This is a genomic window from Amycolatopsis coloradensis (assembly GCF_001953865.1).
Classification (GTDB): Bacteria; Actinomycetota; Actinomycetes; order Mycobacteriales; family Pseudonocardiaceae; genus Amycolatopsis; species Amycolatopsis coloradensis.
Genome location: NZ_MQUQ01000010.1, coordinates 68,693 through 93,098, shown reverse-complemented (window position 1 = coordinate 93,098; position 24,406 = coordinate 68,693). Strand labels below are relative to the sequence as shown.

Sequence of the window (24,406 nt, the reverse complement as noted above, 5' to 3'; positions counted from 1 at the left end):
CGCCGGATGTGGCATTGGGTGCGTTGGGTGCACCCAATGCCACATTGGGTGCGCCGGGACAACGCGCGGGGGCTAGACCGAAGTCATGAGGAGCTGAGCCGCCACATCGGCCCCGTCGACCCGCACCTCACCACCGGCCTGACGCGCCCACTCCGCGACCTCCGGCCGCAGCACCTCCGCGAGCGCCGAGGTCAGCGACTCCGCCGTCGGTTCCCCGGTGATCGAGGTCCCCACCCCGAGGTCCCGGACGCGCTGCGCGAAGTAGGGCTGGTCGAACTTCTGCGGGACGAGCACCTGCGGGACCCCGGCCCTGGTCGCCGCCGTGGTCGTACCGGCACCACCGTGGTGCACGGCCGCCGCGACCCGCGGGAAGAGCGCCTGCTGGTTGACGTCCCCGATCGCGAGGCAGTCGGGTTCGTCGTCGATCAGCGCCAGTTCGGTCCAGCCGCGGAACACGATCGCCCGCCGCCCGTGCGCCCTCGCCGCCTCGATCATCGCCTTCGCGATCTCTTCCGGCGCGCGGATGCTCCCGAATCCGAAATAGACCGGCGGTTCCCCGTCGTCGAGGAACGCCTCCAGTTCCGGGGACAACGGGCTGTGGTCCGGCAGGATCCAGGCGCCGGTCTGGTGCACGTCCAGCGCGGACGGTTCCCGCCACGGCGCCAGCACCGGATCGGCGGCCAGCCACGGCCGCTCGGTGAAGATGTGCCCGCGGACGTCGTCGACCGGCGGCAGGCCCAGCAGTTTCCGCCGCGCGGCGAGCACGCCACCCCATTGCCCGTTCCACCGTTCCGCGTCGTCGGCCCACAAGGCCGGGATGGCGGCTTCGGGATCTTGGGGAGCCCATCCGGGGAAAACGGGTGGACGATGGTGCAGCGAAGGCAGCGTTATCGGGCAATAAGCGGTGAAGAAATAGGGAATTCCTTTCCGCTCCGCGACCGAATGGGCGGCGATGTTCAAAGCCATTCCCGCGACGACGGCGTCGCAGTCCTCGGCCACCTCCGGCATCGTCTCGAACTGGTTCACCACCATGGCCTCGGCCAGCTCACGGCGCCCTTCCGGCGTGGCCATCGCCTTGGTCATGCCGGAATCCGGTTTCGCGGTCGGCCGGAGCCCGGGCCCCAACGGGGCAAAGGAGATCCCGAGCCCTTCGGCCCATTCCCGGAAATCCGGCGGCGCGCAAAGCCGGACCTCCTGGCCAAGTTCCCGTAATCGCACCGCCAGCGCCACCAGTGGCTGCACCTCGCCCCTCGTCCCGATAGTGGACAGGAGTACACGCATGGGAATCCCCCTTCGGCAAAACGTGAAGGCACGAATTGTGGACCGGGAATGGGGGCTTGCCACAAGTCCCCCTGTCCGCTATACCTTCAAAGGGGCGAGGGAAACGTTTCTACGCGGGGTACCAGCCCAAGATCGCTTCGACGACTCCGGCCGGATCTTCCAGCGGCGTGAGATGTCCCGCCTCCGGCAGCACGACCAGTGTCGCGTCCGGCAACGTCTCCACCAGGGTGTTCGCCGCGTCCAACGGGGTCAGGCGGTCCTCTTCGCCGACCACGACCAGCGCTGGTACGTTCGCCGATCGCAGTGTCCCGGCCGAATCGGGCCGTGCCGCCATCGCGCGGGCCGCCCACGCGATCCCCGACGGTGGCTGCGTCGTGATCAGTTCGCGAAGCCGTTCGGACACCTCGGGGGCGGCCTTCTCGGCGAGCAGTCCTGGCGTGAGGGTTTCGGGCAGCCATCCGGTGCCTTCCACTTCGACCCGCGCCGCGAGGTCGTGCCTGGTTTGCGCGGCTTCGGGAGTGTCGGCCGTCGCCTTGGTGTCGATGAACACGAGACCGCCCACGCGTTCCGGTGCGACGCGCAGCACCGCCATCGTCAGGTAGCCGCCCATCGAGCAGCCGCCGAGGACCACCTTGTCGAGTTCGAGCCGGTCGAGCAGCGCCACGACGTCGCGGGCGGCGTCGTCCAGGTCGGGCTCCCGGTCGGTTTCCGGCAGCGGGCTGCGGCCGAGACCGCGCTGGTCGGGGGTGATCAACCGAAGGCGTTCCGAAAGCGGCGCGCGCACCGGGTCCCACATGCGGGCGTCGACGGGGAAGGCGTGCAGCAGTACCAGCGGGAGATCCGTCATGGCGACAATTCTGTCGTACCCCGGGTCTACCGTCGGAGCCGTGCTGACAGAGATCAAGACGGAGAGGCTGCTGCTGCGGCCGCTGCACGAGGCGGATCGCGAGAACATCGTCGCACTGCAGGCCGATACGGAGACGAACAAGTTCAACGTCGTGCCGCACACCGTCGAAGGTTCGCGCGAACTCTTCGACGTCTGGATGAAGCAATGGGCCGAGCATGGTTTCGGCTACGTGACGGTGTCCGCTTTGGACGATCCGGACGTGATCGCCGGCTTCGGCGGCGTCCGGTATCACGAATGGAACGGCGAGCGCGTGCTGAACCTCGCGTACCGCTTCTGGCCGTTCGCCTGGGGCAAAGGCTATGCGACGGAGATGGCGGCCGCCGTCGTCGACTGGGCGGAGCGGGAGATCCCGGACGTCCCGGTGATCGCGAACATCATGGAGTCCAACAAACCGTCGATCCGGGTCGCCGAGCGGCTCGGTTTCAGGATCCACACGAAGGAGGAGTTCGAGGGAGCGCCTTCACTGCACCTGCGGCGCTGAGTCGTGCCGGATCACCAGCGGCCGGGGCGGCGCCGGGACCGCGCGTCCCAGCACGCCTTGTGCCAATGGCGTCGGTCGGCGACCCCGCCGGTGTCGTCGGCGGGCCAGACGACCAGATGCGGGGTCCCCGGCCGGATCTCGTGGTCACAGCCGGGGCAGCGGTAGTCCTTGGTGGCTTGCGCGCCGGGCACGGTCCGGACCAGCCATTCGCCGTCCGTGGCCGATTCGGAGCGCGCCCAGCCGGTCGACGCGCCGAGGTCTGGGCGTCCACCGCGTTCGGGCCGGTTACGTCGAGGCACGCGGAAACGGTAACCGTGTCCCTTCTGAGCGCGCCGATCGAGCCGTGAGAGGGGCGCTCCGGTGAAGTCTCGCGGACACGGGACAACGCCTCACGCGCAAAGCCACGCCGTGGTTCCAGTCCTCGCTCAACCGCCGAAGTAGGCGCCCGGTGTCACACCGACGGCCCGGCGGAAGGCGACGACGAACGCGCTCGGCGAGGAGTAGCCGATCCGGCGGGAGACCGCGGTCAGCGGCATGCCCTCGGCCAGCAGCGGCAGCGACGCGCGCAACCGGGCCTGCACCCGCCACGCGCCGAACGTCGTCCGGCACTCGGTGAGGAACAGCCGCGCGAGCGTGCGTTCGCTCGCGCCCGCGCCGTGCGCGAAGTCCGCGAGGCCACGCCGGTCCGCCGGATCGGCGATCACCGCACGCGCGACGGCCAGCGCGCGCCCGTCGGAGGGCATCGGCACGCTGATCGGCACGACGTCCACCGGTTCGAGCAGGTCGAAGACGACGGCTTCGGCGCGGCGGCGGGCGCCGTCGTCGAGCTCGGCCGAGCCCAAATGTTCCAGCAGCTCCCGCAGGAGCGGCCGGACGGCGACGAGCGTCGGCACGGCCCAGCGAACAGGACACCGGTCCTGAGCCGCGTAGACACCCCGCAACACGGTCTGCGCGGTGGCGCCGGTCCGGTGGACGACTCCGGCCGGGATCCACAACGCCCTCGTCGGCGGGAGCACCCAGTGCTGCTCGCCGACGTTCACGCTCAGAATCCCCCGCGCCGCCCACGCGAGCTGGTGACCGTCGTGCTCGTGCCACGGCAACCAGGTGCCCGCGGGCAGGTCCATTTCGCCGAGCACCATCGCCGTCGCCATCGGGGGAAGGAGTCCGATATTCGACATCACTTGGCAGCCTATCGCCTACCGGTCACGGCTAGCTTCGGATTCATGCCGATGAACCTGGTGCACCGCAAACTCTGCAGTTCCGCGCTGTGGGCTAAGGCCGTCGCCGCCGAGATGCCGCGCAACGTCGCCGGTTTCGATCTCGGCGACTCCGTACTGGAGATCGGCCCCGGCTACGGCGCGACCACCCGGGCCCTGGCCGGGCTCGTCCCCCGGCTCACCTCCCTCGAAATCGACGAAGCGTCGGTGGATCTCCTCAAGCGGGAGTTCGACGGCCGGGTGCGGATCGTCCATGGTGACGGCGCGGCGATGCCCTTCGAGGACGGCGGATTCTCGGCGGTCGTCTGCTTCACGATGCTGCACCACGTGCCGACGACGGGGTTGCAGGACGCGATCTTCGCCGAGGCGTTCCGGGTGCTCCGCTCCGGCGGTCTCCTGCGGGCGATGGACAGCCTGGCGAGCGCGCCGTTCCGGCTCCTCCACCTCGGCGACACGATGAACGCGCTCGACCCGGTTTCGGTCTGGCCCCGGCTCCAGGACGCCGGATTCACCGACATCAAGGTCGACCACGTCCCGAAACGCTCCATCAGTTTCTCGGCCAGGAAGCCGGACTGACGCGTTTCGTCCTCTAGTTGCGGTAGTTGCGCACCGCAAGGACCGCAACCAGAGGACGAAACGCGGCTTAACCGCGCGCGAGGACCAGCGGGATGAGTTGTTCGGCCGGGGTCAGCGAGCCGTGCTGACCGACCATCGAGGACTCGACGGCCTCGGCCAGTTCCCGCACGAGACCGAAACGCCCCTTCGCCGCCACGACGACGTCGCCGATGCGCGGCCGGACCCGGTCGGCGACCGGCCCGAACCAGCCCGCCTCGACGGCCTCCTCGCGCGAGGTGATCCACGCCCGGTCGCCGATCACCTCACGCCAGGCCGCCAGCACGTCGGCCTCCGCCCCCGGTTCGCTGTAGACGTGCCGGGCCCGGACCTCGCCCCCGATGGCCCGGACCCCGCCGAGCAGCGCGGGCGTCTCGTCGATGTCGAGCGCGCCCTCGACGGTCACCATGCCGTGGTCGGCCACGACCGCGAGGAGCGCACCGGACGGCAGACCGTCCACAACGGACTCGACCAGCTTGTCGACGTGCCGCAGTTGCATCCGCCACGGAGACGAACCCGGTCCGTAGATGTGGCCCAGCATGTCGAGTTCGCTGTGATAGCCCCAGCAGAACGCCGGACGTGCCTGGAGACAGTTCAGGACGCGGGCGGCGAGGTCGCCGAGCGCGTGGACGCCCACGTAGCGGGCGCCGGACTGCGTGGCGCGGGTGAGCGCGGTGTCCGCGAACTTCGCCGACGAGACCACGCTGGTCGTGATCCCGGCGGCCGCCGCGCGCTCGAACGTCGTCGGCAGGGGCTGGACCTCGCGCGGCGGCAGCGCGCCGCGGAGATCGCCGCCGTCCACGTGACTGGCCCAACGCAAGGCGTTCATGACGCCCGCCCCGGGGACTTCGAAGCTGTAGCCGACCAGGCCGTGCTCCCCCGAGGCCAGCCCGGTGCCGATCGCGCCGAGCCCGGCCGCGGTCGTGGCCGGGAAACCGACCCGCAGCGGCGACTTCGCCAGTTGAGTGAGCACAGGCGCGTCTGCGGCATGCTCGGCCAGCAGTTCCCAGCCGAGACCGTCGATGAGCAGGACACAGGCGCTGGACGCCTCGGCGAGGTTCAGTGAGTTAGCGAACCCGGCGGCGCCGAGGGCGGAGAGGACGGACGGGACGACTTGGCCGAGGTGCGGCACACGCGCCGCGACAGGCAGTTCCACCCGGCCAGCTTGCCATCCCGCGAGAGGAAAGGAGATGAGAAGATGAGCGCATGCCGACTTACGCCTACCGCTGCCGCGAGTGCACCGAAACCTTCGAACTGCTCCGGCCGATGAGCGAGTCCGGCGCGCCCGCGCCGTGCCCCGAAGGCCACCAGGACACCGTCAAGCTGCTGACGACCGTCGCGCTGACCGGTTCGGCTTCCGGTCCGGCCCCCGTCCCATCGGGCGGAGGCGGTTGCTGCGGAGGCGGCTGTTGCGGCTGACCCACTCGTTCGGGTGGCCTAACGTGTGCTCGCCCGAATGGCGGGTATTCCCGTCCCACCAGCCTGGAACCTCCAGTGGTGGAAGGGAGAACGTCCAGTGGCCACATCAGCACTGGCGGCCGTCGATTTCGGTCAAGGCGTGTCGAGCGCCTGGAGTTCGGTCGCCACCTTCGTCCCGAAACTACTCGCGTTCCTGGTCATCCTGTTCATCGGCTGGCTGATCGCGAAAGCGCTCGCCAAAGCCGTGAGCATGGTGCTCGAGAAGGTCGGATTCAACCGGCTCCTCGAACGCGGGGGCTTCAAACAGATGCTCGCGCGAAGCCAGTTCGACGCGTCGGACATCATCAGCAAGATCGTCTACTACGCGATCCTGCTGATCGCCCTGCAGTTCGCGTTCGGCGTGTTCGGCCCGAACCCGGTGAGTTCACTGCTCAACGAGATCGTCGCCTGGCTGCCGCGCGCCATCGTCGCGATCATCATCGTGGTGATCGCCGGCGCGATCGCCAAGGCGGTCAAGGACCTGGTCGCCAACGCCCTCGCCGGAGTTTCCTACGGCAAGGTGCTCGCCACCATCGCCTCGGTGTTCATCTGGGGTCTCGGTGTGATCGCCGCGCTGAACCAGATCGGCGTGGCCACCGCGGTCACGCTGCCGGTGCTGATCACCGTGCTCGCCACGGTCGGCGGCATCGCCGTCGTCGGTGTCGGCGGTGGTCTCATCAAGCCGATGCAGCAGCGCTGGGACACCTGGCTCGGCCGGGCCGAGTCGGAGATCCCCGCCGCGAAGGCACAGGCCGAGGCCTACCAGCGCGGTCGCGAAGACGCAGGCCGCTCGGGTGACGTGCCGACCGAGCGCACGACGGTCGACCAGCCGGTGTCCGCCGGGCACCACGCCGCCGACCCGAACCGGACGGGTCAGCAGCCGACGCAGCACCAGCAGTTCCCGCCCAGCCAGGGTCAGGTGTCCCAGCACCAGGATCCCGGCCAGCGGTCCCCCGGTGGAAACATGCCCCCTCCGCCGGAGTACCGCTGACCTTCCCCAGGAGCGGGTGGGGCGTCCGGCCGCCCTACCCGCTCCCGGTCGGCCGGTCGTCGATCGTGACGGCCAGCGAACACACGCCGACCAGCCGCGCGGTGATCCAGTCACTGGTGGTCCAAGCGGACAGATCGGCCGGGGCACGGAACGTCCAGCCCGTGGTTTTCGCCTCGTCCAGCAGCCCTCGCGTGTAGCCGGCCAGCAGGACGACCCCGGCGACCGCCGCCGAGCCTTCGACCCCCGCCGCGAGGATGTCCCGCACCGCGGCGGAGTGCTGATCGAAGACGGCCGACAGCCCGGGTACGGCCGCCGCCGCCGCGAGCCCGGCGACACCGATCTGCTGGTGCAGCCGGGAAAGCGTGCTACGAGCCGAAGATTCCACCCAGGACGAGACCAGATCTTTCACCCGACCAGGTTAGCCAGGGCGGACGATTTGTCGACATCTTGGTGATGGCGATCGCAGAACTCAGCAAGCCTTGAGTGCCTGATCCAGGTCATGCCAGAGGTCCTCGACGTCCTCCAGCCCCACCGACATGCGGATCAGCCGGTCGGTGACGCCCGCTCCGTGCCGGTCGTCCTCGGCGACGATCCGGTGGCTGATCGAGGCGGGATGCTGGATGAGCGAGTCCACGCTGCCGAGGCTGACGGCCGGGGTGATCAACCGGACCGCGCCGATGAGCGCGTGCGGATCGCCTTCGACCTCGAACGCGATGAGCGGCCCACCGACGCTCGGGTAGTGCACCGCGCTGACGTTCGAATGCGAACGAAGCCGCTCGACGAGTTCGGCGGCCGTCGCGGACGCGGCGCTGACGCGCAGCGGGAGCGTCGAAAGGCCGCGAAGCAGCATGTACCCGGCTAGCGGGTGCAGCACGCCTCCGGTGGCGAAGCGGATCTGCCGGAGCATCCCGGCGTCCTCGGCGCTGCAAGCGACCACACCACCCATGACGTCGCCGTGGCCGCCGAGGAATTTGGTCGCACTGTGCAGGACGAACCGGGCTCCGTGCCGTCCGGGACGCTGGAGCACAGGAGTCGCGAAGGTGTTGTCGACCAGCACCGGCACATCGCCCGCGGCACGCACGATCTCGGCGATGTCGACCTCACGCAGGGTCGGGTTCGCGGGCGTTTCGAGCAGCACCAGTCCGGTGTCGGGACGCACCGCGGAGGCGAGTCCCGCCGGATCGGCCCAGGTCACCTCGGTGCCGAGCAGACCGGACGTGAGCATGTGGTCGGTGCAGCCGTAGACCGGCCGGACGGCGACGACGTGCCGCTTGCCCCGCGCGACGGCGGCGAGCAGCGAAGCCGACACCGCGGCCATGCCGGTGGCGAACGCGACGGCGTCTTCGAAGCCTTCGAGTTCGGCCAGCGCCTTCTCGAATCGTTCGACGGTCGGATTGCTCAGCCGCCCGTAGACGGGGAGCCCGGACAGCGAGCCCGTAGCGGCGAACTCGTCGATGCGGCCCGCCTCCTCGACGCTGTCCCGCGACGGGTAGGTCGTGGACAGGTCGAGCGGAGCGGCGTGGACGCCGAGGTCCGTGAGGTCGTCACGGCCGGCGTGGACGGCTCGGGTGCGCAGCGTTGCGGTCATACCGAGATGGTGCGGTTTTCTCCGGATCGGAAGCAATATCCTCGGATATCATTCGCCAATGTCGGATTCTGTCGAACTGAGCACGGTCGACTTGCGGATTCTGCGGCTGCTCCAGAACGACGCCCGGATCTCGAACAAGGATCTGGCGGCCGAAGCCGGCATCGCGCCCTCGACCTGCCTCGACCGCGTCAACCGGCTTCGTGAGCTCGGGGTGATCATCGGACAACGCGCGGAGGTGGACGCCGCCAAACTCGGCCGTCCGCTCGAAGCGCTCCTGTTCGTCCAGGTCCGCCCGCACCGGCGGACGCTGGTGGACTCGTTCGTCGAGCATCTGCTGGCACTGCCCGAGGTCCGCGCCGTCTACCACCTGACCGGACCGGACGACTTCCTCGCGCACGTCGCCACCGCTTCGGCGACCGAACTGCAACGCCTGGTGCTCGACGAGCTGACCGCCCGCGACGAGATCGCCCGGGTGCACACGAACCTCGTCTTCCAGCACTGGAGCGGGGGACCTTTGCTACCGCCCGCCTAGGCCGCACTCGCAGATCAGTGCTCGGTACAGGTGATCGAGAGTGACGTTTTCGGGTGAGAGGTAAGGGTGTTCTAGGTACCTACGGCGGCTGGGCCGGGACCCGCGGTCCGTGAAGGACTCCTTGAGAGACCTGGGCCCTCAAGGAGTCCTTCACGGACCCGAACAGGCGCCGGTACCGAGAGGATCGGGGGTACCGACACGTCACCTGTGCCCCACTGGTCACTGCGGATGAGGGACAGCGAATCGAGGGACACGGCTTGGTGGCACGGGACCGCTAGTCGATCCGGACCTTGAACGGATGCGCGACGTCGGCGGGGCACGTGAAGACGTTCAGCACCCCCTTCCGGGTGAACGACCAGCCTGCCGGTTCCGCTTCGGCGACCTCGCACCCGCAGCCGACCTCGTGCTCCTCCGTGGCCAGCGCGATCGTCTGCCGCAGCTCGGCGCCGCATTCCCGGCAGCCCAGCTCGTGACGAGCGGTCGCGTGCCAGGCGGTCCAGCCGCCGATCTTCGAGTACTGGTCCAGCTCCGGCCAGCCCTCCGGGTCGTCCTGCGCGCCCTCGGGGATACCGAGCGCGGCGCGGGTTTCCGGCGGGAAGTCGCAGAGACGGGGCAGTTCGTCGATCGAGCACGGTTCGAACACGCAGGGCACCGGCAGAAGAGCGGCGTCGGCGTCCTCGGGCACGGGCGGCGGGTCCGAGATGTCCTCGACTTCGCCGGAATCACGCCACACCAGCCGGAGCGCGGGCCCTTGGTGATGCGGGCTGTTGTGCTCCATCGGGCAGAACAGGATCTGCAGGACGTCGGTGCCCTCCGGGAAGGGCAGTTCGGGGAAGTCGCCACGGAAGAACTGCGCGGCACCGACCATCGCCGGAACCGGCTCGTCGAGCGGATGCCCGCCCGCCCACGCGTCGTCGGACGCGTCCGGGTCCGGCGGCCAGGTCACCGGGCATTCCGGCCACGGTTCGTCCGACGGCCAGAGCAGCGGGCCGCCCAGATGGCTTTCGTCCGGACGGGGGTCGCCTTGCGCGGGATGCAGGCGGATGGCCGTCCGGACCAGGTCGTTCAAGCCGGGGATCGGCACCCCGTCGTATGTCAGCTGGCGCACTCCGGCGAGCTTAGAGGTCCGGCAGGGGATCTTCAGGTTTTGCCGCGTCACGCATTATTTCCGCGTCGGCGGCGTGGACGACCGAGACGTACTCGTCGTCGAGCTCGTAGACGATGCCGCAGAACTTGAACCACGGGGTGGTCGCCGTGTCCACCGGCCCGATCCGCTGGTCGCGCAGGGTTGTCGAGATGACCCGCTTCGGCGTCGTCCTGCTCCAGTGCCCAGTCGACAGCACCGTGATCGTCTTGCGGGTGACCGCGATGAACACGCTGGGATTGGCGCTGCCGAAGATGTCGGCTGGGAACACGTACTGGAGGTCGTCGTCCGGATCGAGAAACTCCTTGATCCGCCTCCTGACCCCCGAGGAAACCGGCATGCGATCCAAGTTACCGGCCGCCGGCGCGAGTGGTCGCCCACTCGCGCCAACGCGCCCTACTTGGCCGAGTAGTCCTTGAAACCCTTCCCCGTCTTCCGGCCCAGCCGTCCGGCGGTCACGAGGTGCTCCAGCAGCGGCGCGGGCGCGAAGCCCTCTTCGCGGAACTCGTTGAACAGGGTCCGCTGGATCGCCAGCGAAACGTCCAGCCCGACGACGTCGAGCAGCTCGAACGGGCCCATCGGCAGCCCACAGCCGACCTTCATCGCCGTGTCGATGTCGTCGGCCTCCGCGTAGTGCGCTTCGAGCATCTTCACCGCGTCGTTGAGGTACGGGAACAGCAGCGCGTTGACGATGAACCCGGCCCGGTCGCCGCAGTGGACCGGGTGCTTGCCCACCCCCGCGCAGACGGCGTCCACGGTCGCGAGCACGTCGGGCGCGGTCGCGATGGTCGAGACGACCTCCACCAGCTTCATCACCGGCGCCGGGTTGAAGAAGTGCACGCCGACCACGTCCGACGGCCGCGAGGTGGCGGCCGCGCATTCGATCACCGGCAGCGAGGACGTGGTCGTCGCCAGCACCGCGCCGGGTTTCACGACGTCATCGAGAGCGGCGAAAACGGCCTGCTTCACGGCCAGATCCTCGGCGACGGCCTCGATGACGAAGTCGACGTCGGCCAGTTCCTCGAACTCCACGGCCGGTGAGATCCGGCCGAGCGCGGCGCCGGCGTCCTCTTCGGAGAGTTTGCCCTTGACGACGGCCTTGTCCAGCGACTTCTTCACCCGGGCGACCGACGCCGCGGCCTTTTCCGCGCTCCGCGCCCGGAGGATGACCTCGTAACCCCGTTTCGCGAACACCTCGACGATGCCGGTCGCCATGGTCCCGGTTCCGACGACGCCGACCTTGCGCACCTCGCGCGGCGCCATCGTGTCCACAGTGGACGCCGTGACCGCGTCGGTCACTGTCGGCGAATCGGGCTCGTCGTAGGTGTAGAACCCTTGTCCGGTCTTCCGGCCGAGCAGTCCGGCGGTGATCATCTGCTTCAGCAACGGCGCCGGCGCGTGGAGCCGGTTACGCGACTGGTGGTACATCGTGTCGAGGATCTCGTACGCGGTGTCGAGCCCGATGAGGTCGAGCAAAGCCAAGGGCCCCATGGGATATCCGCAGCCGAACCGCATCGCCGCGTCGAGATCCTCGCGGGTGGCGTAGCGCTGCTCGTACATCCGCACGGCGTGGTTGAGATAGCCGAACAGCAACGCGTTCGCGATGAACCCGGCGCGGTCGCCGATCACCACCGGGGTCTTGCCGAGGCGTTCGGCGAACGCGACGACGTCGGTGACGACCTCGGGTTCGGTGACGACGGTGCGGACGATCTCGACCAGTTTGAGGATCGGCGCCGGGTTGAAGAAGTGCATCCCGACGACCTTGCCCGGCCGCCCGGTGTGCACGCCGATCTCGGTGATCGACAGCGAGGAGGTGTTGGACACGAAGATCGTGTCCGCGCCGGTGATCTTGTCCAGCGCCGCGAACACGTCGAATTTGGCTTCGAGGTTCTCCGGGATCGCCTCGATCACCAGATCCACATCGGACAGTTCGGTCAGCGACGTGGTGTACCGGATCCGGCCGAGCAACGCGGTCCGGCCGTCCGCGTCGAGTTTGCCACCGGACACCGCCCGTTCGGACGAATGTTCCAGATGACCCCGGCCCCGGCTGACGCCGTCGTCGTCGATCTCCACCGCGACCACGGAGACGCCGCTCCGCGCGAGCACCTCGGCGATCCCGGCACCCATGGTGCCGAGACCGATGACTCCCACACTCGAGATTTCCCGCGCCACAACCGGCCTCCGGAGGTTACTCGCTGGTAGTTTTCTCCGATCGTGCCATGCCGGGTCGCGGAAAGCAGCGGCTGTCACCCTCCGGATCGAGACAGTCCCTGGTCAGCCCCGAGTACATGAAGGACCCCTTCCTGTACCTGGGCGCAAGGAAGGGGTCCTTCATGTACTTCAGGCTTCACTCGCCGAAGTTCTGCTCGACCAGGTCCTTGACCTTGGCGAGCGCCTCGTTGGCCTGCGCACCCCGCGCGCGGACCTCGATCCGGTCACCCTGACGGGCGCCGAGAGCCATCAGCGCGAGCACGCTGTTGGCGTCCGCGGTCTCCTCGCCGAGCCGCACGGTGACCTCCGCGTCCAGCCCAGCGATGCTCCGGACCAGGACCGCGGCGGGCCGCGCGTGCAGCCCGACGTCGTTGCGCAGCGTGAGTTCGACACCGCTCTCGCCGTCTCGCGCGCCGCTGTCGATCGTCAGGTCCGGCGGGGCACCCGCCGAGGCGGCGGCTCCGGCGACGGCCTGGCGATCCGCCCCGCCCTGTGCCGCGACGGCGGCGGCGATCGCGCCCTCGACGAGCGGTGCGTCCACGACGACTGCGGCCGACGGGTCGGCGAGCGATTCGACGGCGAGGTCCGCGGTCATCTGCGCGCTGCCGAGGTCGTACAGCAGGACGACGCCCGCCCCCGAATCGGCGCGCTGGGTCGCGGCGACGACCTCGTCGTAATCCGTTCCGATCCCGCCTTCGGACAGTCCTCCGGCCGCCACGATGGTGACGTCCGGTGCCATCTGCGCGGCGAGTTCGGCGAGCCCTTCGGCGAGTTTGGCGCTGTGGGAGACGAGCACGATTCCGACGCTCACCGGGCCGCCTCCGCGAACGCGCGCAGCACCAGCGCCGTCGAACGGGCCCCTGGGTCGAGATGCCCCTTCGCGCGCTCGCCGAGGTAGGACGCGCGACCCTTGCGCGGCACGAGGTCCACAGTGGACTCGGCGCCCTTGTCCGCGGCGTCCGCCGCGGCGGTCAGGATGGCCGCGATGTCCGAACCGGCCGCCTCTTCGGCGGCGGATACCGCGGGAATGAGCGCGTCGACCATGGTCGCGTCTCCTCCGACGGCCTTGCCGCGCGCCTGCACCCCTTCGAGTGCCGCGCGCAAGGCTTCGACGAGCAACGGGCCGTCCACCTCCGCGGCGTCACCCAGCTTGACCGACGCGCGCAGGAAAGCCGTGCCGTACAACGGCCCCGCCGCCCCGCCCACCTTCGAGATCAACGTCGTGGCGGCGAGTTTCATCACCGCGGCGGGGGTTTCGGGTGTCTTGGGGGCCAGAGCGTCCAAAGCGGACACGATGGCGGCGAAACCCCTGTCCATGTTCTCACCGTGGTCGGCGTCGCCGATCGCACGGTCGAGGTCGATCAGCTCGCCGCGATGTCCGGCGATCACCGCGGCCGCCGCCCGCAAGGCGGCGGCGAGCGTCTCGGCGGTGCAGGCCATCAGACTCCCCACCTCAGGGCCGGGGTGTTCACCGGCGCGTCCCACAACTCGGTCAGCTCGTCGTCCAGTTTCAGCAACGTCAGGCTCATCCCCTGCATCTCGAGGCTGGTGATGTACGGCCCCACCAGGCGCCGTTCGACCACGATCCCACGCTCGGCCAGCAGCCGCTCGGCGATGCCGTGTGCCAGGTACAGCTCGACCAGCGGGGTGCCGCCCATCGAGTTCGTGAACAGCAGGACCTTGTCGCCTTCGCCGAAAGGTAGATCCGTCACCAGCGCCTCGACCATCCGCGCGACGAGTTCGTCGGCGGACAGGGCCGGTGTCCTTGCGATTCCGGGTTCGCCGTGGATCCCGATGCCGAACTCGATCTCGTCGTCGGCGAGGTCGAAACTCGGCTCCCCCGCGTGCGGCACGGTCGGCGCGGTGAGCGCGACGCCGATCGAGCGGACCTGGCCGATCACCTTGCGCGCCAAGGCTTCCACCGCGTCGAGGGGGTCTCCGCGGTCGGCGGCGGCGCCGGTGATCTTCTCCAGCAGCACCGTGCCGCCGACCCCGCGGCGACCGGCGGTGTACGTGGAGTCCTTGACCGCGACGTCGTCGTCGATCACGACACTGCGCACGTCCAGCCCCTCGGCGGCGGCGAGTTCCGCGGCGGTCTCGAAGTTGAGCACGTCGCCGGTGTAGTTCTTCACGATCAGCAGCGCGCCCGCGTCGCCGGTGGTGGCCTTGACCGCGGCCTCGACGGCGTCCGGCGTCGGCGAGGTGAACACCGCGCCCGGCACGGCGGCCGCCAGCATGCCCTGCCCGACGAAGCCTCCGTGCAGGGGTTCGTGGCCGGATCCACCGCCGGAGATCACGGCGACCTTGCCCGCCACGGGCGCGTCCACGCGCACCACGATCGCCGGATCGTCCTCCACGCGCAGAACGTCCGCGTGCGCGACGGCGAGCCCGCGCAGGGATTCCGCGACCACCGTCTTCGGGTCGTTGATGATCTTCTTCATGGCGGTCTCCGACACGTCGGCGGGTGGGATGTCCCCTTCCTACCTCGCCCGGCCGGATGCCGCCAGCGTCAGGGCTTCGGGAGCTTCGAGATCACCGATTCGGCGATCTTGGCCGCCTTCTCACAGGACGCGACTTCGTCCTTCTTCTCGTCGTAGTTCTTGTAGATCACACTGACGAGCTCGACGTCGTCGTCGACCCACGGCTTGTGCTGCCACTCGATTTTGCACTCGGCGTCGTTGCCACTTCCGACCTTCTGGAAGGCGGTGACGCCGTCGATCTCGACCTTTTTGGTCCCGTCGCGTTCCTGCGGCGGGAGGCCGGGGCGGAAGCCGATCGAGATCCGCGGGTTGGAACCCGGCGTCCAGTCGCACGAGTGGAAGCTCGACAGTGAGGTCGCGCCGTGCGGCACCACCTCGCCGAGGACGGCGGCGTCGGCGGCGGTGCACGGGTCGACCGCGGTGAGCGTGCCCGCGCTGGAGGGGAACTTCGCGGGGGACTCGTGCAGGCTCTTCACGGCCTTCGCCGCCACCGCACGGGCAGCCGTGCAGGGGTCGCCGCCGTCGTAGGTGACCGAGAAGTTCATGCCGCGCTCGGGCTGGCGCAGCGTCAAGACACCGACGTCGCAGCTCTTGCCGTCCTTGGCCTTCCGCTCCACCTGCGGCAGGCCCTCCACCGCCGTGACCACGGCACCACCGGTGTTGGTCAAGTAGGTCGACGCGCCGATGTCGACACTGACGGAAAGCTTCTTGCCACCGGCGTCGACGACCTTCGTCCGGCAGGTACCGAACGAGACGGACCCCGGCACCGGGTCCTCCGGGGTGCCGAGACTGCTCAGCACGTCCTTGTTCACCAGCGGGCACGGGTCGATCGTGCGCATCACCGCGGGGGTGACGGCCGGGTCGTTGATCGCCCCGCTCGGCACCTCTCCGCCACTGCCTCCTTCGGCGGCGACGGTGGTACGGGCGAAGTTGGACTTGCCGAGGTCCTGACCGCAGGCGGAAAGCACGCCGAGCGCGGCCACCATGGCCAGCGCGGACGCGATCCGGCGACGTCGAGCGTTGAGCAGCACGAAGTGCACGGTAGCTGGAGCGCCGCGCCGCTGTCCGGACAACCCGGCTATTCGCCGTCCTCGCCGGTTTCGGCCGTGGGCGGCACCACGATGGGCCGCAGCTTCGCCCACAGCACGAACAACGCCGCGAACACCAGCATGCCGATGCCCGCCCACAGGTTGATCCTGACGCCGGCGGCCTTCGCCAGCTCCTCTTCGGTGGTGAAGCCGATGCCCATGATCGTGAGCACCAGGCCGTAGCCGCCGATGAGCAGGGCGATGACCAGCCGGATGTCGAAGACGCCGGCCTTCTTGGGAGCTTGGGACGCAGCCATCTCCGGCCTCCTAGAAGATGATGTTGAGCACGATGGTCAGGATCAGCACGATGCCAGCGAGCAGGCCCGGCTTGCGGTACCAGCCCGCGTCGTCGCCGGTTTCGTCGTGCTTCAGCGACTCCTTCGGGGTGAGGGAGTACACGAGGCCGACCAGCTGGGATTCCGGCTTCGGCGCGGTGGCGAGCGAAACCGCGACACTGACCGCGATGTCGACGACGAACGCCGTACCGGCGGCCACGAAGCTGATGCCCTGCCCGGTGAGGCCGAGGACCCCGGCCTGCGACAGCAGCCACACGGTGATCGCGGACGCGGTACCGGACACCAGGCCGACCCAGCCCGCCGTCGGCGTCATCCGCTTCCAGAACATGCCGAGGATGAAGGTCGCGAACAGTGGCGCGTTGAAGAAGGAGAACAGGTCCTGGAGGTAGGTCAGGATGTTCCCGGAGTTCGACGCGATGAACGCGGTGCCGATCGCCAGCACCGTGCCGATCGCGGTGACCAGGCGGCCGAGCCGGAGGTAGTAGCCGTCCGACTCGTTCTTCTTCACGTACGACTGCCAGATGTCGTAGGTGAAGACGGTGTTGAACGAACTCAGGTTCGCGGCCATCCCGGCCATGAACGAGGCGAGCAGACCGGCGAGCGCGACACCGAGCATGCCGTTGGGCAGCAGGTCGCGCATCAGCAGCAGGATCGCGTTGTTCGCGGTGACGCCGCTGGGCGCTTCGCCGCCGTCGAGCAGGATCTGCTTGTCCTGGACGTACTCGGACACGGTGACCGCGGCGATCATGCCGGGGATGATCACGATGAACGGGATGAACATCTTCGGGAACGCGCCGATGATCGGCGTCCGCCGCGCGGCCGACATGCTCTTCGACGCCATGGCGCGCTGGACCTCGACGAAGTTCGTCGTCCAGTAACCGAAGGACAAGACGAAACCGAGGCCGAAGACGAGACCGAGGATCGAGAGGAAGCTGTTGCCGAAGCCGGTGAGGTTGTCACCCGGCCAGGAGGACAGCTGCGCGTCGCCACCGGGGCTGGCGGAGACCTTGTCGACCAGGCCCTGCCAGCCGCCGACCTTCACCAGGCCGACGATGGTCAGCGGCAGCAGCGCCGCGACGATCACGAAGAACTGCAGGACCTCGTTGTAGATCGCGGCGGAGAGGCCGCCGAGCGCGGTGTAGGAGAGCACGACCGCGGCCGCGACGATGATCGACACCCACAGCGGCCAGCCGAGCAGGAGGTTCACCACGCTGGCGAGCAGGAACAGGTTCGCGCCGGCGATGAGGATCTGCGCGCTCGCGAAGCTGATTCCGTTGACCAGGTGGGCGGGTTTGCCGAACCGGCGGAGCATGAACTCCGGGACACTGCGGACCTTCGAGCCGTAATAGAACGGCATCATCACGATGCCGAGGAACAGCATCGCCGGGATCGCGCCGATCCAGAAGTAGTGGACGGTCGGGAGGCCGTAGAGCACGCCGTTGGCCGACATACCCATGATCTCGACCGCGCCGAGGTTCGCCGAGATGAAGGCGAGGCCGGTGACCCAGGCGGGCAGCGAACGGCCGGAGAGGAAGAAGTCCAGGCTGCTCGAGACCGACCTTCGCGCCATGTACCCGATGCCGAGCACCAGTGCGAAATAAAAGGCCAGCAGGACGTAGTCGACAGGACTCGCGTCGAGCCGCAGGTTCGCATCGGCCAGCACGTGCAACCGACCCACCTCCATAGTGAAAATGTCCACGAGAAACGCCGGTAACGCGTCAATCGCGGACCATACTGCATGGATTCAGGAACGGCAGCGCGGGTGGTGGGCGACCGCACTGAAGTGTCTGTTTCGGGGCTGTTCCTGACAATTCTTGTCCGGTGAGGGCCATGCGAGAAAGGGCCGCTCCGGTCAGGAACGACCCCTTCCGCGACCGGCGAGGGGTTACCGGTCCGTGGGCAGGCCGACTTCGCCATCCTCCTTGATCAACCGGGCGAGGACGTCATCCGGCAGGAACGTGCGGTGCGGGTAGCCCGAACCCCACGAGTTGAGGAACGGCACCGCGCCGAGTTCGTCGGCGCGCGGGTTGCCCAGTACCTCGTGCACCTCGTCGACGGTCTTCGCCCACCGGTAGGCGTGGATGCCGTTCTTGACGTCCGGCGTGTACGCGGCCCGCTTGACGTGATCGTCGTCGGCATAGCCCTCCGACCAGGGGACGTGACCCAGTTCGAGCAGGACCTCGGCCGCCGCGCGGACGGACGTGCCGTTGTTGTCACCGGGATTGGTCTCGTCCCATTCGTCGCGCGACTTCGACTGGTCCCACAGCCACCGCGCGGCGTAGAGGTCGCCGTTGAACAACGTCATGCAGCGCGACCAGCCGAATCCGACGCAGGCGCCTTCCTTGCCCTGGTCGTAGAAGGCGTACTGGGTGTCGCCGTCGGTCGATTCGCCGGGCTCGAGGCAGACGCAGTGCCCACCGCGGATTCGGGTGAGCGTTTTGGCGCCGCCCTTCGCGACGAAGAACTCGCCGGATTTCTCGTCCTTTTCCGGCACATCGAATTCTTTGTACCAGTTGACACCGATGACGACCGGCGACCTCGTCGGCCGGTCCTCCGTTGCCAGCGCGGTCAACGGATAGCGCTCGACGTGGCGCCAGTCGTCCGGGACGAACCGGCCGAGGCGGCCATCCGCGGGCTCACTGCCGATCGGGCGATAACGCATGGGATCCTCCTATCCCTCATCCCACCGGAATACCGCCGGCGAGTTCACTGCGGCACGATCTTTTCCAGAAACCGCCGCGCGGCCTCCCGCCCGTTTTCGAAGAGGTGCTTCTTCGCCTCTTCACCGAGCCCGAAGTCGACGGCGGAGACTCCGGTCGTGTCGACGTACACGGTCCGCCGGTTCACACCTTCCTCGTGCAACCGGTAACGATTCCAGTCCGACATCAGGGTTTCGAGCGAACCGATGGCGATCCGCAACGCGCTCTTCACCGGTTCGTCCTTGCCGCCGACGGGTTCCCCGGAAAGCTTGATGCCCCAGGTCGGCCAGCGCGCGGGCTTCGCATCGGTCCGGTCGAAGACGGTGATCGGGAAGTTCGACAGCAGACCGCCGTCGACCCAGGTGACGGTGCCCTCCGGGCGGACGTCGAACTGCACCGGCCGGAAGTAGAGCGGAATGGACATCGACGCGCGAACGGCGTCGACGATCTTTTCCGCACCGGGATCGCGGCCGTACTGGGAATAATCCCAAGGCAACCGGACGAGCGCGCGGCGGGTCAGGTCACTGACGTGGACGACAAGGGAATACCGTTGGTAGGGAAGCAAGGTACCTTCGGGATCGTCGATGGCGAGATCGGCGAAAGTACGCACGCCGACCTCGTCCAGCAACGGCGCGAGCCATTCGGCGAGATAGTCACCGGAGTGCATCCCGTCGTGCAGGATCAAATCGACGCCGTCACCGATCACGCCGGTGACCTTGTCGAGCAGGGACTGATCCTGGAACCGGAGGCAGTCCAAGTCGTTCATCACCGCTTCCAGGTCGCCGAGATCCTTCCCGGCCTTCTGATAAGCGGCCACCAGCGTCGCGACGATCGCGCCCGCGCTCGTCCCGGCGATCCGGGGAAACGAGTAACCGGCTTCGTGCAACTCCAGCACCGCGCCGAGCAACCCGACACCTTTGACGCCGCCGCCTTCCAACACCAGGTCGACGCGCTTTTCGGAATCATTCATGGCTTGTCACCCCTGCACCCACGACCACCGGATGTCGGTGGTACCCCTCGCGGAAATCGAGTGTGACACAGCGCGAGACAGAGGAATCCGCCGTTCACCCGAATGACCCATAAATAGCTGGTTCTTTTGCCGAAGTAGCCGAGTTCGTTAATTCCCGCCGCCCTTTAGGGCATCCTGTGGCGCGGTAAAGAATGCAGATACAAAACGCAGGACTCGATTGGATATCGACTGTTCACCGCGCCCCTCGCGTTTCGTCCTCTGGTTGCGGTGGTTGCGCGTGCAACTACCGCAACCAGAGGACGAAACGCGAGGGGCGCGGTCGTCCGCCGGTCCGAGTGGCCGCGAGTGGTGGCTGGCCGCGGGTGCCCCCAATGCCACATTGGGCGCGTTGGGTGCGCCCAATGCGCCATTGGGTGCATTGGGGTGCACCCAATGCCACGTTGGGTGCGTTGGGTGCATTGGGTGCACCCAATGCGGCATTGGGTGCGCGCGGCCTCGCGTGTGCCCCGGCCGCAAGTAGTCGACTACTTGCTTGGGTCCAGCCCAGCCTGATGCCTTGAAGGCCACCTTCAAGACGTGCAACGTCCCAAAGGTGGCCTTCAAGACCACCGAGCCCCCACGCAAGTAGCCGACTACTTGCGTACGGTCCGGCCGGGCCCGGCGCTCCCAATGTGGCGTTGGCGCACCCAGCGCACCCAACGCCACAGTGGGGATACGACCCTCGCTTCTCCGCACCGTGATCCACCGCGTTTCGTCCTCTAGTTGCGGTGGTTCGCCCTCGAACTACCGCAACTAGAGGACGAAACGCGAGAGAGGAAGGGGGTCAGAAGAGGCGGAACTCGTCGGAGTCGGTGCCGCGCAGAGCGTCGTAATCCAGCACCAGGCACCGGATCCCCCGGTCCTCGGCCAGCACGCGCGCCTGCGGTTTGATGATCTGCGCCGCGAAGACGCCCTGCACCGGCGCCAGCAGCGGGTCGCGGTTGAGCAGTTCGAGGTACCGCGTCAATTGCTCGACGCCGTCGATCTCGCCGCGCCGTTTGATCTCCACGGCGACACTGGCGCCCGAGGAGTCACGCGCCATGATGTCGACCGGCCCGATCGCGGTCGGGAACTCCCGCCGCACCAGGGTGTAGCCGTCACCGAGGGTCTTGATGTGCTCGGCGAGCAGTTCCTGCAGGTGCGCCTCGACGCCGTCCTTCCGCAAGCCCGGTTCCGCGCCGAGTTCCTGGGCGTGGTCGTGGAAGATCTCGTCGATCGTGATGACGAGCTTCTCCCCCTGCTTGTTCTCGACGATCCACAGCTTGCCGTCCTCGATCAGCCAGCACGGCGGGCTCATCCAGTTCAGCGGCTTGTAGGCGCGGTCGTCCGAGTGCACGGACACCGAGCCGTCGGCCTTCACCAGCAGCAGGCGGGTGGCCATCGGCAGATGGGCGGTCAGACGGCCAGCGTAGTCGACCTGGCAGCGAGCGATCACTAAGCGCACCCCGCGAGGGTAGGACAAGCATCGCGATACTGGTCGCATGGACCCCATTCAGCGTGTCAGCTCGCGCGAGGTGTACCGGAACAACTGGATGACCGTGCGCGAGGACGCCGTGCGGCGGCCCGATGGTTCCGAAGGGATCTACGCCGTCGTCGACAAGCCCACCTGCGCCGTGGTGATCCCTTTCGACGGGGCCAGATTTCACCTGGTCGAGCAGTTCCGCTACCCGCTCGGCCTGCGGCGCTGGGAGTTCCCGATGGGCACCGCCCCCGGCCGCGCCGACGTCCCGCCGCCCGAGCTCGCCGCCCGCGAACTCCGCGAGGAGACCGGGCTGATCGCGGGGTCGATGGCCGACCTCGGCAGCACCGACGTCGCCGCCGGGATGTCGAGTCAGCGCGGGCGCGTGTTCCTCGCCACGGACCTCACTCAGGGTGAACCCCAGCGTGAGATCGAGGAGCAGGACATGCGGACGGCCTGGTTCGAGCGGGACGAGTTCGAGAAGATGATCACCTCGGGTGACATCACCGACGCCCAGACGCTGGCCGCCTACACGCTCCTGCTGCTGCGCGAACGCGTTTCCGGATAAGGGTCAGTCGGGCCAGACCGGGGAACGCTTTTCCAGGAAGGCCGCCATCCCCTCGCGCGCCCCGGGCAGCTGCGACGCCGAAGCCATGACCTCCAGCGCCAGCGCGTAGGCGTCGGCTTCGGGCCGGTCCAGTTGCGCGTACAGGGTCTGTTTCCCCAACGCCTTGCTCGCCCGGCTGCCCCGCGTCGCGCGCTCCAGCAGCGAAGCGACGGCGTCGTCCAGCGAATCGTCCGGAACCACGCGGTTCACCAGGCCCCAGTCCAGCGCGGTCGCCGCGTCGACGACGTCGCCGGTGAGCGCCAGTTCCATCAGCCGTTTCCGCCCGATCGACCGGGCGACCGGGACCGCGGGGGTGTGGCAGAACCAGCCGCCCTTGCCGCCGGGCAGGGCGAACCCGGCGGATTCGGTGGCGACGGCGAGATCGCAGGTCGCCACCAGCTGGCAGCCCGCCGCGGTCGCGAGCCCGTGCACTCGCGCGACGACGACCTGCGGCACCGACCGCATCGTGCTCATCAAGTCGGTGCACAGCCGCAGCAGCTCGCGCACGCCCGCCAGGTCGCGAGCGGCGACGTCGCCGAAGTCGTGTCCCGCCGAGAACACCGGCCCGGCGCCCGCCAGGACGATGCCGGTGGCGTCGGTCTCCCCCGCCTCGCGGAACGCCGCGAGCAGTTCGGCGAGGTGGTCCGCCGAAAGCGAGTTCCGCCGCGCGGCGCGGTTCATGGTGATGGTGACGGTGTCGCCGTCACGTTTCACGAGGATGTGCTCGTACTCGGCCATGCTTCGACGGTAACCGACCGGAACGTGCGGCGATACGAATCGGGGCCGACGCCGACGTCGGCCCGCAGCCGTCGCCGCAGGTTGGCGGCCGTGCCGAGGCCGGAGCGCCGCGCGACCCGCTCCACCGGCAGTTCGGTCGTCTCCAGCAGCCGCCGCGCGAGCCGCACCCGCTGCGCGCGCAGCCATCGCCCGGGCGTCACGCCGGTGGCCGCCGCGAACTCGCGATGGAAGGTCCGCTCGCTCAGCCCGGCATGGCCGACGAGGTCGTCGACGCCGATGTCGTCGGCGATCCGCTCCAGCGCCCAGTCCATTGTGGACGAAACACTCGGTCGCGACGGCTTGGGCGGCAACGGGTTGTCGACGTACTGCCGTTGCCCGCCTTCCCGCGCGGGCGGCATCACGAGACGGCGGGCGAGCGCGGCCGCGACCTCCGCGCCGTGATCGCGCCGCACCAGGTGCAGGCACAGGTCCAGGCCGCCGACCACTCCGGCGGACGTCAGCACGTCACCCTCGTCGGTGAACAGGACGTCCCGTTGGACGACGGCGTCGCGGGCAGCGGCTTCGAGATCGTCCAGCAGCCGCCAGTGGGTGGTGACCGAGCGGCCGTCGAGCAGCCCGGCCGCGGCCAGTGTGAAGGCCCCGGAACACAGTGACGCCACGGTGACTCCGGCCCGGTGTGCCTTGCGCAGCGCGGCGACGGCGGCCGCCGGCACCTCGGCACGCGGATCGACCCTGCCGGGCACGAGGACGAGATCGCAACCGTCGAGGCCGCTGAGCCCATGAGTCGCCCCGAGCGACCCGAACGGATGGCTGGCGACCGGCATCCGGCCCGACGAGCACAGGCGCACCTCGAACGGGCCGATGCCGCTGTCGGCCCGGTCCACGCCCCAGACCTCGCCGATCACGCCCAGGTCGAAGGCCCGGCTGCCCGGCAGGAGGAGAACACCCACGATGCGCATGGCAGAAAAGTACCGCATCGCGCTTCTTCTGCCACTCCCGTCCGGCCGCGGATCACAGGAAACTCGAAGCCATGACCACTGAAAACACCAAGGCCCTGCTCGTGATCGACGTCCAGCGAGGCTTCGACAAGCCGGTCTGGGGACCACGCAACAACCCCGGCGCGGAGGCCAACATCAAGGCGCTCGTCGACGCCTACCAAGAGCGCGGGCTGCCGATCGTGCTGGTGCATCACGACTCCGTGCGGCCCGGCTCGTCGCTCCAGCCCGGCCAGGAGGGCAACCACTTCAAGCCCGAACTCGACGGAGTGCGCGCGGATCTGGTGTTCGGCAAGAAGGTCAACTCGGCCTTCCACGGGGACATCGACCTCGACGGCTGGCTGAAGACACGCGGCATCACGTCGTTCGTGCTCGCCGGTATCCAGACGAACTTCTGCTGCGAGACCACCGCGCGTGTCGGCGGGAACCTCGGCTACGACGTCACTTTCGCGCTCGACGCCACGTTCACCTTCGACCTCGCAGGGCCGGACGGGAGCGTCCTCACCGCCGACGAGCTGTCCAAGGCGACCGCGACGAACCTGCACGGCGGCGGGTTCGCCACGGTCACCTCGACGAAGGAGATCCTCGGCAACCTTTGAGAGTGGGGCCGCAG

The 24,406-nt window shown here is 68.6% G+C and carries 28 protein-coding genes; 7 read left to right on the top strand and 21 right to left on the bottom strand.

The features are described from left to right. Window positions 1–72: 72 nt before the first annotated feature. On the bottom strand, window positions 73–1,281 hold the full coding sequence (locus tag BS329_RS18635; protein ID WP_076162478.1) for a glycosyltransferase: 1,209 nt from the start codon (window positions 1,279–1,281) through the stop codon (window positions 73–75). A gap of 109 nt (window positions 1,282–1,390) precedes the next feature. Next, window positions 1,391–2,128 (bottom strand): alpha/beta fold hydrolase, encoded by a 738-nt coding sequence (locus BS329_RS18630; RefSeq protein WP_076162476.1) that lies wholly within the window; start codon window positions 2,126–2,128, stop codon window positions 1,391–1,393. Window positions 2,129–2,168: 40 nt separating this feature from the next. On the opposite strand from BS329_RS18630, the gene BS329_RS18625 reads away from it, so the two are divergent. Further along, complete coding sequence (locus tag BS329_RS18625) at window positions 2,169–2,669, top strand: GNAT family N-acetyltransferase (RefSeq protein WP_084749918.1); 501 nt, start codon at window positions 2,169–2,171, stop codon at window positions 2,667–2,669. Between the two features lie 11 nt (window positions 2,670–2,680). Here the strand turns inward: BS329_RS18625 and BS329_RS18620 are convergent, their stop codons facing one another. Both BS329_RS18620 and BS329_RS18615 read right to left on the bottom strand, forming a co-directional pair. After that, window positions 2,681–2,968: a hypothetical protein gene (locus BS329_RS18620; protein ID WP_076162472.1), complete on the bottom strand. Its 288-nt coding sequence runs from the start codon at window positions 2,966–2,968 to the stop codon at window positions 2,681–2,683. A gap of 126 nt (window positions 2,969–3,094) precedes the next feature. After that, window positions 3,095–3,847, bottom strand: coding sequence for an AraC family transcriptional regulator (locus tag BS329_RS18615; protein WP_244197214.1), 753 nt, complete (start codon window positions 3,845–3,847; stop codon window positions 3,095–3,097). 51 nt (window positions 3,848–3,898) lie between these two features. Between BS329_RS18615 and BS329_RS18610 the strand changes: the two genes are divergently transcribed. Next, window positions 3,899–4,462, top strand: coding sequence for a class I SAM-dependent methyltransferase (locus tag BS329_RS18610; protein WP_084749970.1), 564 nt, complete (start codon window positions 3,899–3,901; stop codon window positions 4,460–4,462). 67 nt (window positions 4,463–4,529) lie between these two features. On the opposite strand, the gene BS329_RS18605 is transcribed toward BS329_RS18610, so the two are convergent. Continuing rightward, window positions 4,530–5,654, bottom strand: coding sequence for an alkaline phosphatase family protein (locus BS329_RS18605; RefSeq protein WP_076162470.1), 1,125 nt, complete (start codon window positions 5,652–5,654; stop codon window positions 4,530–4,532). 50 nt (window positions 5,655–5,704) lie between these two features. Between BS329_RS18605 and BS329_RS18600 the strand changes: the two genes are divergently transcribed. Further along, entirely contained in the window at window positions 5,705–5,917 is a 213-nt protein-coding gene (locus BS329_RS18600) for an FmdB family zinc ribbon protein (RefSeq protein ID WP_076162469.1), read from the top strand. 97 nt (window positions 5,918–6,014) lie between these two features. Further along, window positions 6,015–6,947 carry a mechanosensitive ion channel family protein gene (locus tag BS329_RS18595; RefSeq protein WP_076162468.1) on the top strand — a complete coding sequence of 311 codons (933 nt, stop codon included), beginning with the start codon at window positions 6,015–6,017 and terminating at the stop codon, window positions 6,945–6,947. Between the two features lie 34 nt (window positions 6,948–6,981). Here the strand turns inward: BS329_RS18595 and BS329_RS18590 are convergent, their stop codons facing one another. Together BS329_RS18590 and BS329_RS18585 are read right to left on the bottom strand one after the other, a co-directional pair. Further along, window positions 6,982–7,356, bottom strand: coding sequence for a DUF6401 family natural product biosynthesis protein (locus BS329_RS18590; RefSeq protein WP_076162467.1), 375 nt, complete (start codon window positions 7,354–7,356; stop codon window positions 6,982–6,984). A 60-nt stretch (window positions 7,357–7,416) separates the two neighbouring features. Beyond that, window positions 7,417–8,535 (bottom strand): trans-sulfuration enzyme family protein, encoded by a 1,119-nt coding sequence (locus BS329_RS18585; protein ID WP_076162466.1) that lies wholly within the window; start codon window positions 8,533–8,535, stop codon window positions 7,417–7,419. Window positions 8,536–8,593: 58 nt separating this feature from the next. Between BS329_RS18585 and BS329_RS18580 the strand changes: the two genes are divergently transcribed. Next, the gene (locus BS329_RS18580) at window positions 8,594–9,067 is read left to right on the top strand and encodes an Lrp/AsnC family transcriptional regulator (protein ID WP_076162465.1); all 474 of its coding nucleotides are present in this window, start codon (window positions 8,594–8,596) and stop codon (window positions 9,065–9,067) included. Window positions 9,068–9,341: 274 nt separating this feature from the next. Here BS329_RS18580 and BS329_RS18575 read toward each other — a convergent pair whose 3' ends face one another. From BS329_RS18575 to nucS, 12 genes are all read right to left on the bottom strand, one after another. Then, entirely contained in the window at window positions 9,342–10,175 is an 834-nt protein-coding gene (locus tag BS329_RS18575) for a YwqG family protein (RefSeq protein WP_076162464.1), read from the bottom strand. Between the two features lie 10 nt (window positions 10,176–10,185). Beyond that, a complete protein-coding gene (locus tag BS329_RS18570) occupies window positions 10,186–10,551 on the bottom strand; it encodes a hypothetical protein (protein ID WP_076162462.1) in 366 nt (121 codons plus the stop codon). 56 nt (window positions 10,552–10,607) lie between these two features. Then, window positions 10,608–12,383: a 3-hydroxyacyl-CoA dehydrogenase family protein gene (locus BS329_RS18565; protein WP_076162460.1), complete on the bottom strand. Its 1,776-nt coding sequence runs from the start codon at window positions 12,381–12,383 to the stop codon at window positions 10,608–10,610. Between the two features lie 175 nt (window positions 12,384–12,558). Next, window positions 12,559–13,233 (bottom strand): dihydroxyacetone kinase phosphoryl donor subunit DhaM, encoded by a 675-nt coding sequence (dhaM, locus tag BS329_RS18560; RefSeq protein ID WP_076162458.1) that lies wholly within the window; start codon window positions 13,231–13,233, stop codon window positions 12,559–12,561. After that, the gene (gene dhaL / locus BS329_RS18555) at window positions 13,230–13,862 is read right to left on the bottom strand and encodes a dihydroxyacetone kinase subunit DhaL (protein WP_076162456.1); all 633 of its coding nucleotides are present in this window, start codon (window positions 13,860–13,862) and stop codon (window positions 13,230–13,232) included. The genes dhaM and dhaL overlap by 4 nt, the downstream gene beginning before the upstream one ends. Then, a complete protein-coding gene (dhaK, locus tag BS329_RS18550) occupies window positions 13,862–14,863 on the bottom strand; it encodes a dihydroxyacetone kinase subunit DhaK (RefSeq protein WP_076162807.1) in 1,002 nt (333 codons plus the stop codon). Before dhaK ends, dhaL begins: the two co-directional genes overlap by 1 nt. Window positions 14,864–14,931: 68 nt before the next feature. Next, the gene (locus BS329_RS18545; RefSeq protein ID WP_244197213.1) at window positions 14,932–15,933 is read right to left on the bottom strand and encodes a DUF3558 domain-containing protein; all 1,002 of its coding nucleotides are present in this window, start codon (window positions 15,931–15,933) and stop codon (window positions 14,932–14,934) included. 47 nt (window positions 15,934–15,980) lie between these two features. Continuing rightward, on the bottom strand, window positions 15,981–16,247 hold the full coding sequence (locus tag BS329_RS18540) for a hypothetical protein (RefSeq protein WP_076162454.1): 267 nt from the start codon (window positions 16,245–16,247) through the stop codon (window positions 15,981–15,983). 10 nt (window positions 16,248–16,257) lie between these two features. After that, the gene (locus BS329_RS18535) at window positions 16,258–17,955 is read right to left on the bottom strand and encodes a sodium:solute symporter family protein (RefSeq protein WP_076162805.1); all 1,698 of its coding nucleotides are present in this window, start codon (window positions 17,953–17,955) and stop codon (window positions 16,258–16,260) included. A gap of 216 nt (window positions 17,956–18,171) precedes the next feature. After that, entirely contained in the window at window positions 18,172–18,948 is a 777-nt protein-coding gene (locus BS329_RS18530) for a hypothetical protein (RefSeq protein ID WP_076162452.1), read from the bottom strand. Between the two features lie 44 nt (window positions 18,949–18,992). Further along, window positions 18,993–19,955, bottom strand: coding sequence for a patatin-like phospholipase family protein (locus BS329_RS18525; protein ID WP_076162450.1), 963 nt, complete (start codon window positions 19,953–19,955; stop codon window positions 18,993–18,995). Window positions 19,956–20,778: 823 nt separating this feature from the next. After that, window positions 20,779–21,438 (bottom strand): endonuclease NucS, encoded by a 660-nt coding sequence (nucS, locus tag BS329_RS18520; protein WP_076162448.1) that lies wholly within the window; start codon window positions 21,436–21,438, stop codon window positions 20,779–20,781. Window positions 21,439–21,475: 37 nt separating this feature from the next. Here nucS and BS329_RS18515 point away from each other — a divergent pair, with 37 nt between their 5' ends. Next, window positions 21,476–22,021, top strand: a complete 546-nt coding sequence (locus BS329_RS18515; protein ID WP_076162446.1) for an NUDIX domain-containing protein — start codon at window positions 21,476–21,478, stop codon at window positions 22,019–22,021. Window positions 22,022–22,024: 3 nt separating this feature from the next. Here the strand turns inward: BS329_RS18515 and BS329_RS18510 are convergent, their stop codons facing one another. Then, complete coding sequence (locus BS329_RS18510) at window positions 22,025–22,798, bottom strand: enoyl-CoA hydratase-related protein (RefSeq protein WP_076162444.1); 774 nt, start codon at window positions 22,796–22,798, stop codon at window positions 22,025–22,027. Then, window positions 22,771–23,757 carry a GlxA family transcriptional regulator gene (locus BS329_RS18505; protein ID WP_076162442.1) on the bottom strand — a complete coding sequence of 329 codons (987 nt, stop codon included), beginning with the start codon at window positions 23,755–23,757 and terminating at the stop codon, window positions 22,771–22,773. Before BS329_RS18505 ends, BS329_RS18510 begins: the two co-directional genes overlap by 28 nt. A gap of 71 nt (window positions 23,758–23,828) precedes the next feature. Between BS329_RS18505 and BS329_RS18500 the strand changes: the two genes are divergently transcribed. Beyond that, entirely contained in the window at window positions 23,829–24,392 is a 564-nt protein-coding gene (locus BS329_RS18500) for a cysteine hydrolase family protein (RefSeq protein ID WP_076162440.1), read from the top strand. Window positions 24,393–24,406 lie beyond the last annotated feature (14 nt).

Excerpts from the sequence above, each read along its gene's own strand:
- BS329_RS18505 (WP_076162442.1), bottom strand. The coding sequence starts at position 23,757 with ATGCGCATCGTGGGTGTTCTCCTCCTGCCGGGCAGCCGGGCCTTCGAC.
- BS329_RS18585 (WP_076162466.1), bottom strand. The coding sequence starts at position 8,535 with ATGACCGCAACGCTGCGCACCCGAGCCGTCCACGCCGGCCGTGACGAC.
- BS329_RS18570 (WP_076162462.1), bottom strand. The coding sequence starts at position 10,551 with ATGCCGGTTTCCTCGGGGGTCAGGAGGCGGATCAAGGAGTTTCTCGAT.
- BS329_RS18515 (WP_076162446.1), top strand. The coding sequence starts at position 21,476 with ATGGACCCCATTCAGCGTGTCAGCTCGCGCGAGGTGTACCGGAACAAC.
- BS329_RS18600 (WP_076162469.1), top strand. The coding sequence starts at position 5,705 with ATGCCGACTTACGCCTACCGCTGCCGCGAGTGCACCGAAACCTTCGAA.
- BS329_RS18540 (WP_076162454.1), bottom strand. The coding sequence starts at position 16,247 with ATGGCTGCGTCCCAAGCTCCCAAGAAGGCCGGCGTCTTCGACATCCGG.
- BS329_RS18635 (WP_076162478.1), bottom strand. The coding sequence starts at position 1,281 with ATGCGTGTACTCCTGTCCACTATCGGGACGAGGGGCGAGGTGCAGCCA.
- BS329_RS18525 (WP_076162450.1), bottom strand. The coding sequence starts at position 19,955 with ATGAATGATTCCGAAAAGCGCGTCGACCTGGTGTTGGAAGGCGGCGGC.
- BS329_RS18610 (WP_084749970.1), top strand. The coding sequence starts at position 3,899 with ATGAACCTGGTGCACCGCAAACTCTGCAGTTCCGCGCTGTGGGCTAAG.
- BS329_RS18530 (WP_076162452.1), bottom strand. The coding sequence starts at position 18,948 with ATGCGTTATCGCCCGATCGGCAGTGAGCCCGCGGATGGCCGCCTCGGC.
- dhaL (WP_076162456.1), bottom strand. The coding sequence starts at position 13,862 with ATGGCCTGCACCGCCGAGACGCTCGCCGCCGCCTTGCGGGCGGCGGCC.
- BS329_RS18580 (WP_076162465.1), top strand. The coding sequence starts at position 8,594 with ATGTCGGATTCTGTCGAACTGAGCACGGTCGACTTGCGGATTCTGCGG.
- BS329_RS18500 (WP_076162440.1), top strand. The coding sequence starts at position 23,829 with ATGACCACTGAAAACACCAAGGCCCTGCTCGTGATCGACGTCCAGCGA.
- BS329_RS18615 (WP_244197214.1), bottom strand. The coding sequence starts at position 3,847 with ATGTCGAATATCGGACTCCTTCCCCCGATGGCGACGGCGATGGTGCTC.
- dhaK (WP_076162807.1), bottom strand. The coding sequence starts at position 14,863 with ATGAAGAAGATCATCAACGACCCGAAGACGGTGGTCGCGGAATCCCTG.
- BS329_RS18510 (WP_076162444.1), bottom strand. The coding sequence starts at position 22,798 with ATGGCCGAGTACGAGCACATCCTCGTGAAACGTGACGGCGACACCGTC.
- BS329_RS18630 (WP_076162476.1), bottom strand. The coding sequence starts at position 2,128 with ATGACGGATCTCCCGCTGGTACTGCTGCACGCCTTCCCCGTCGACGCC.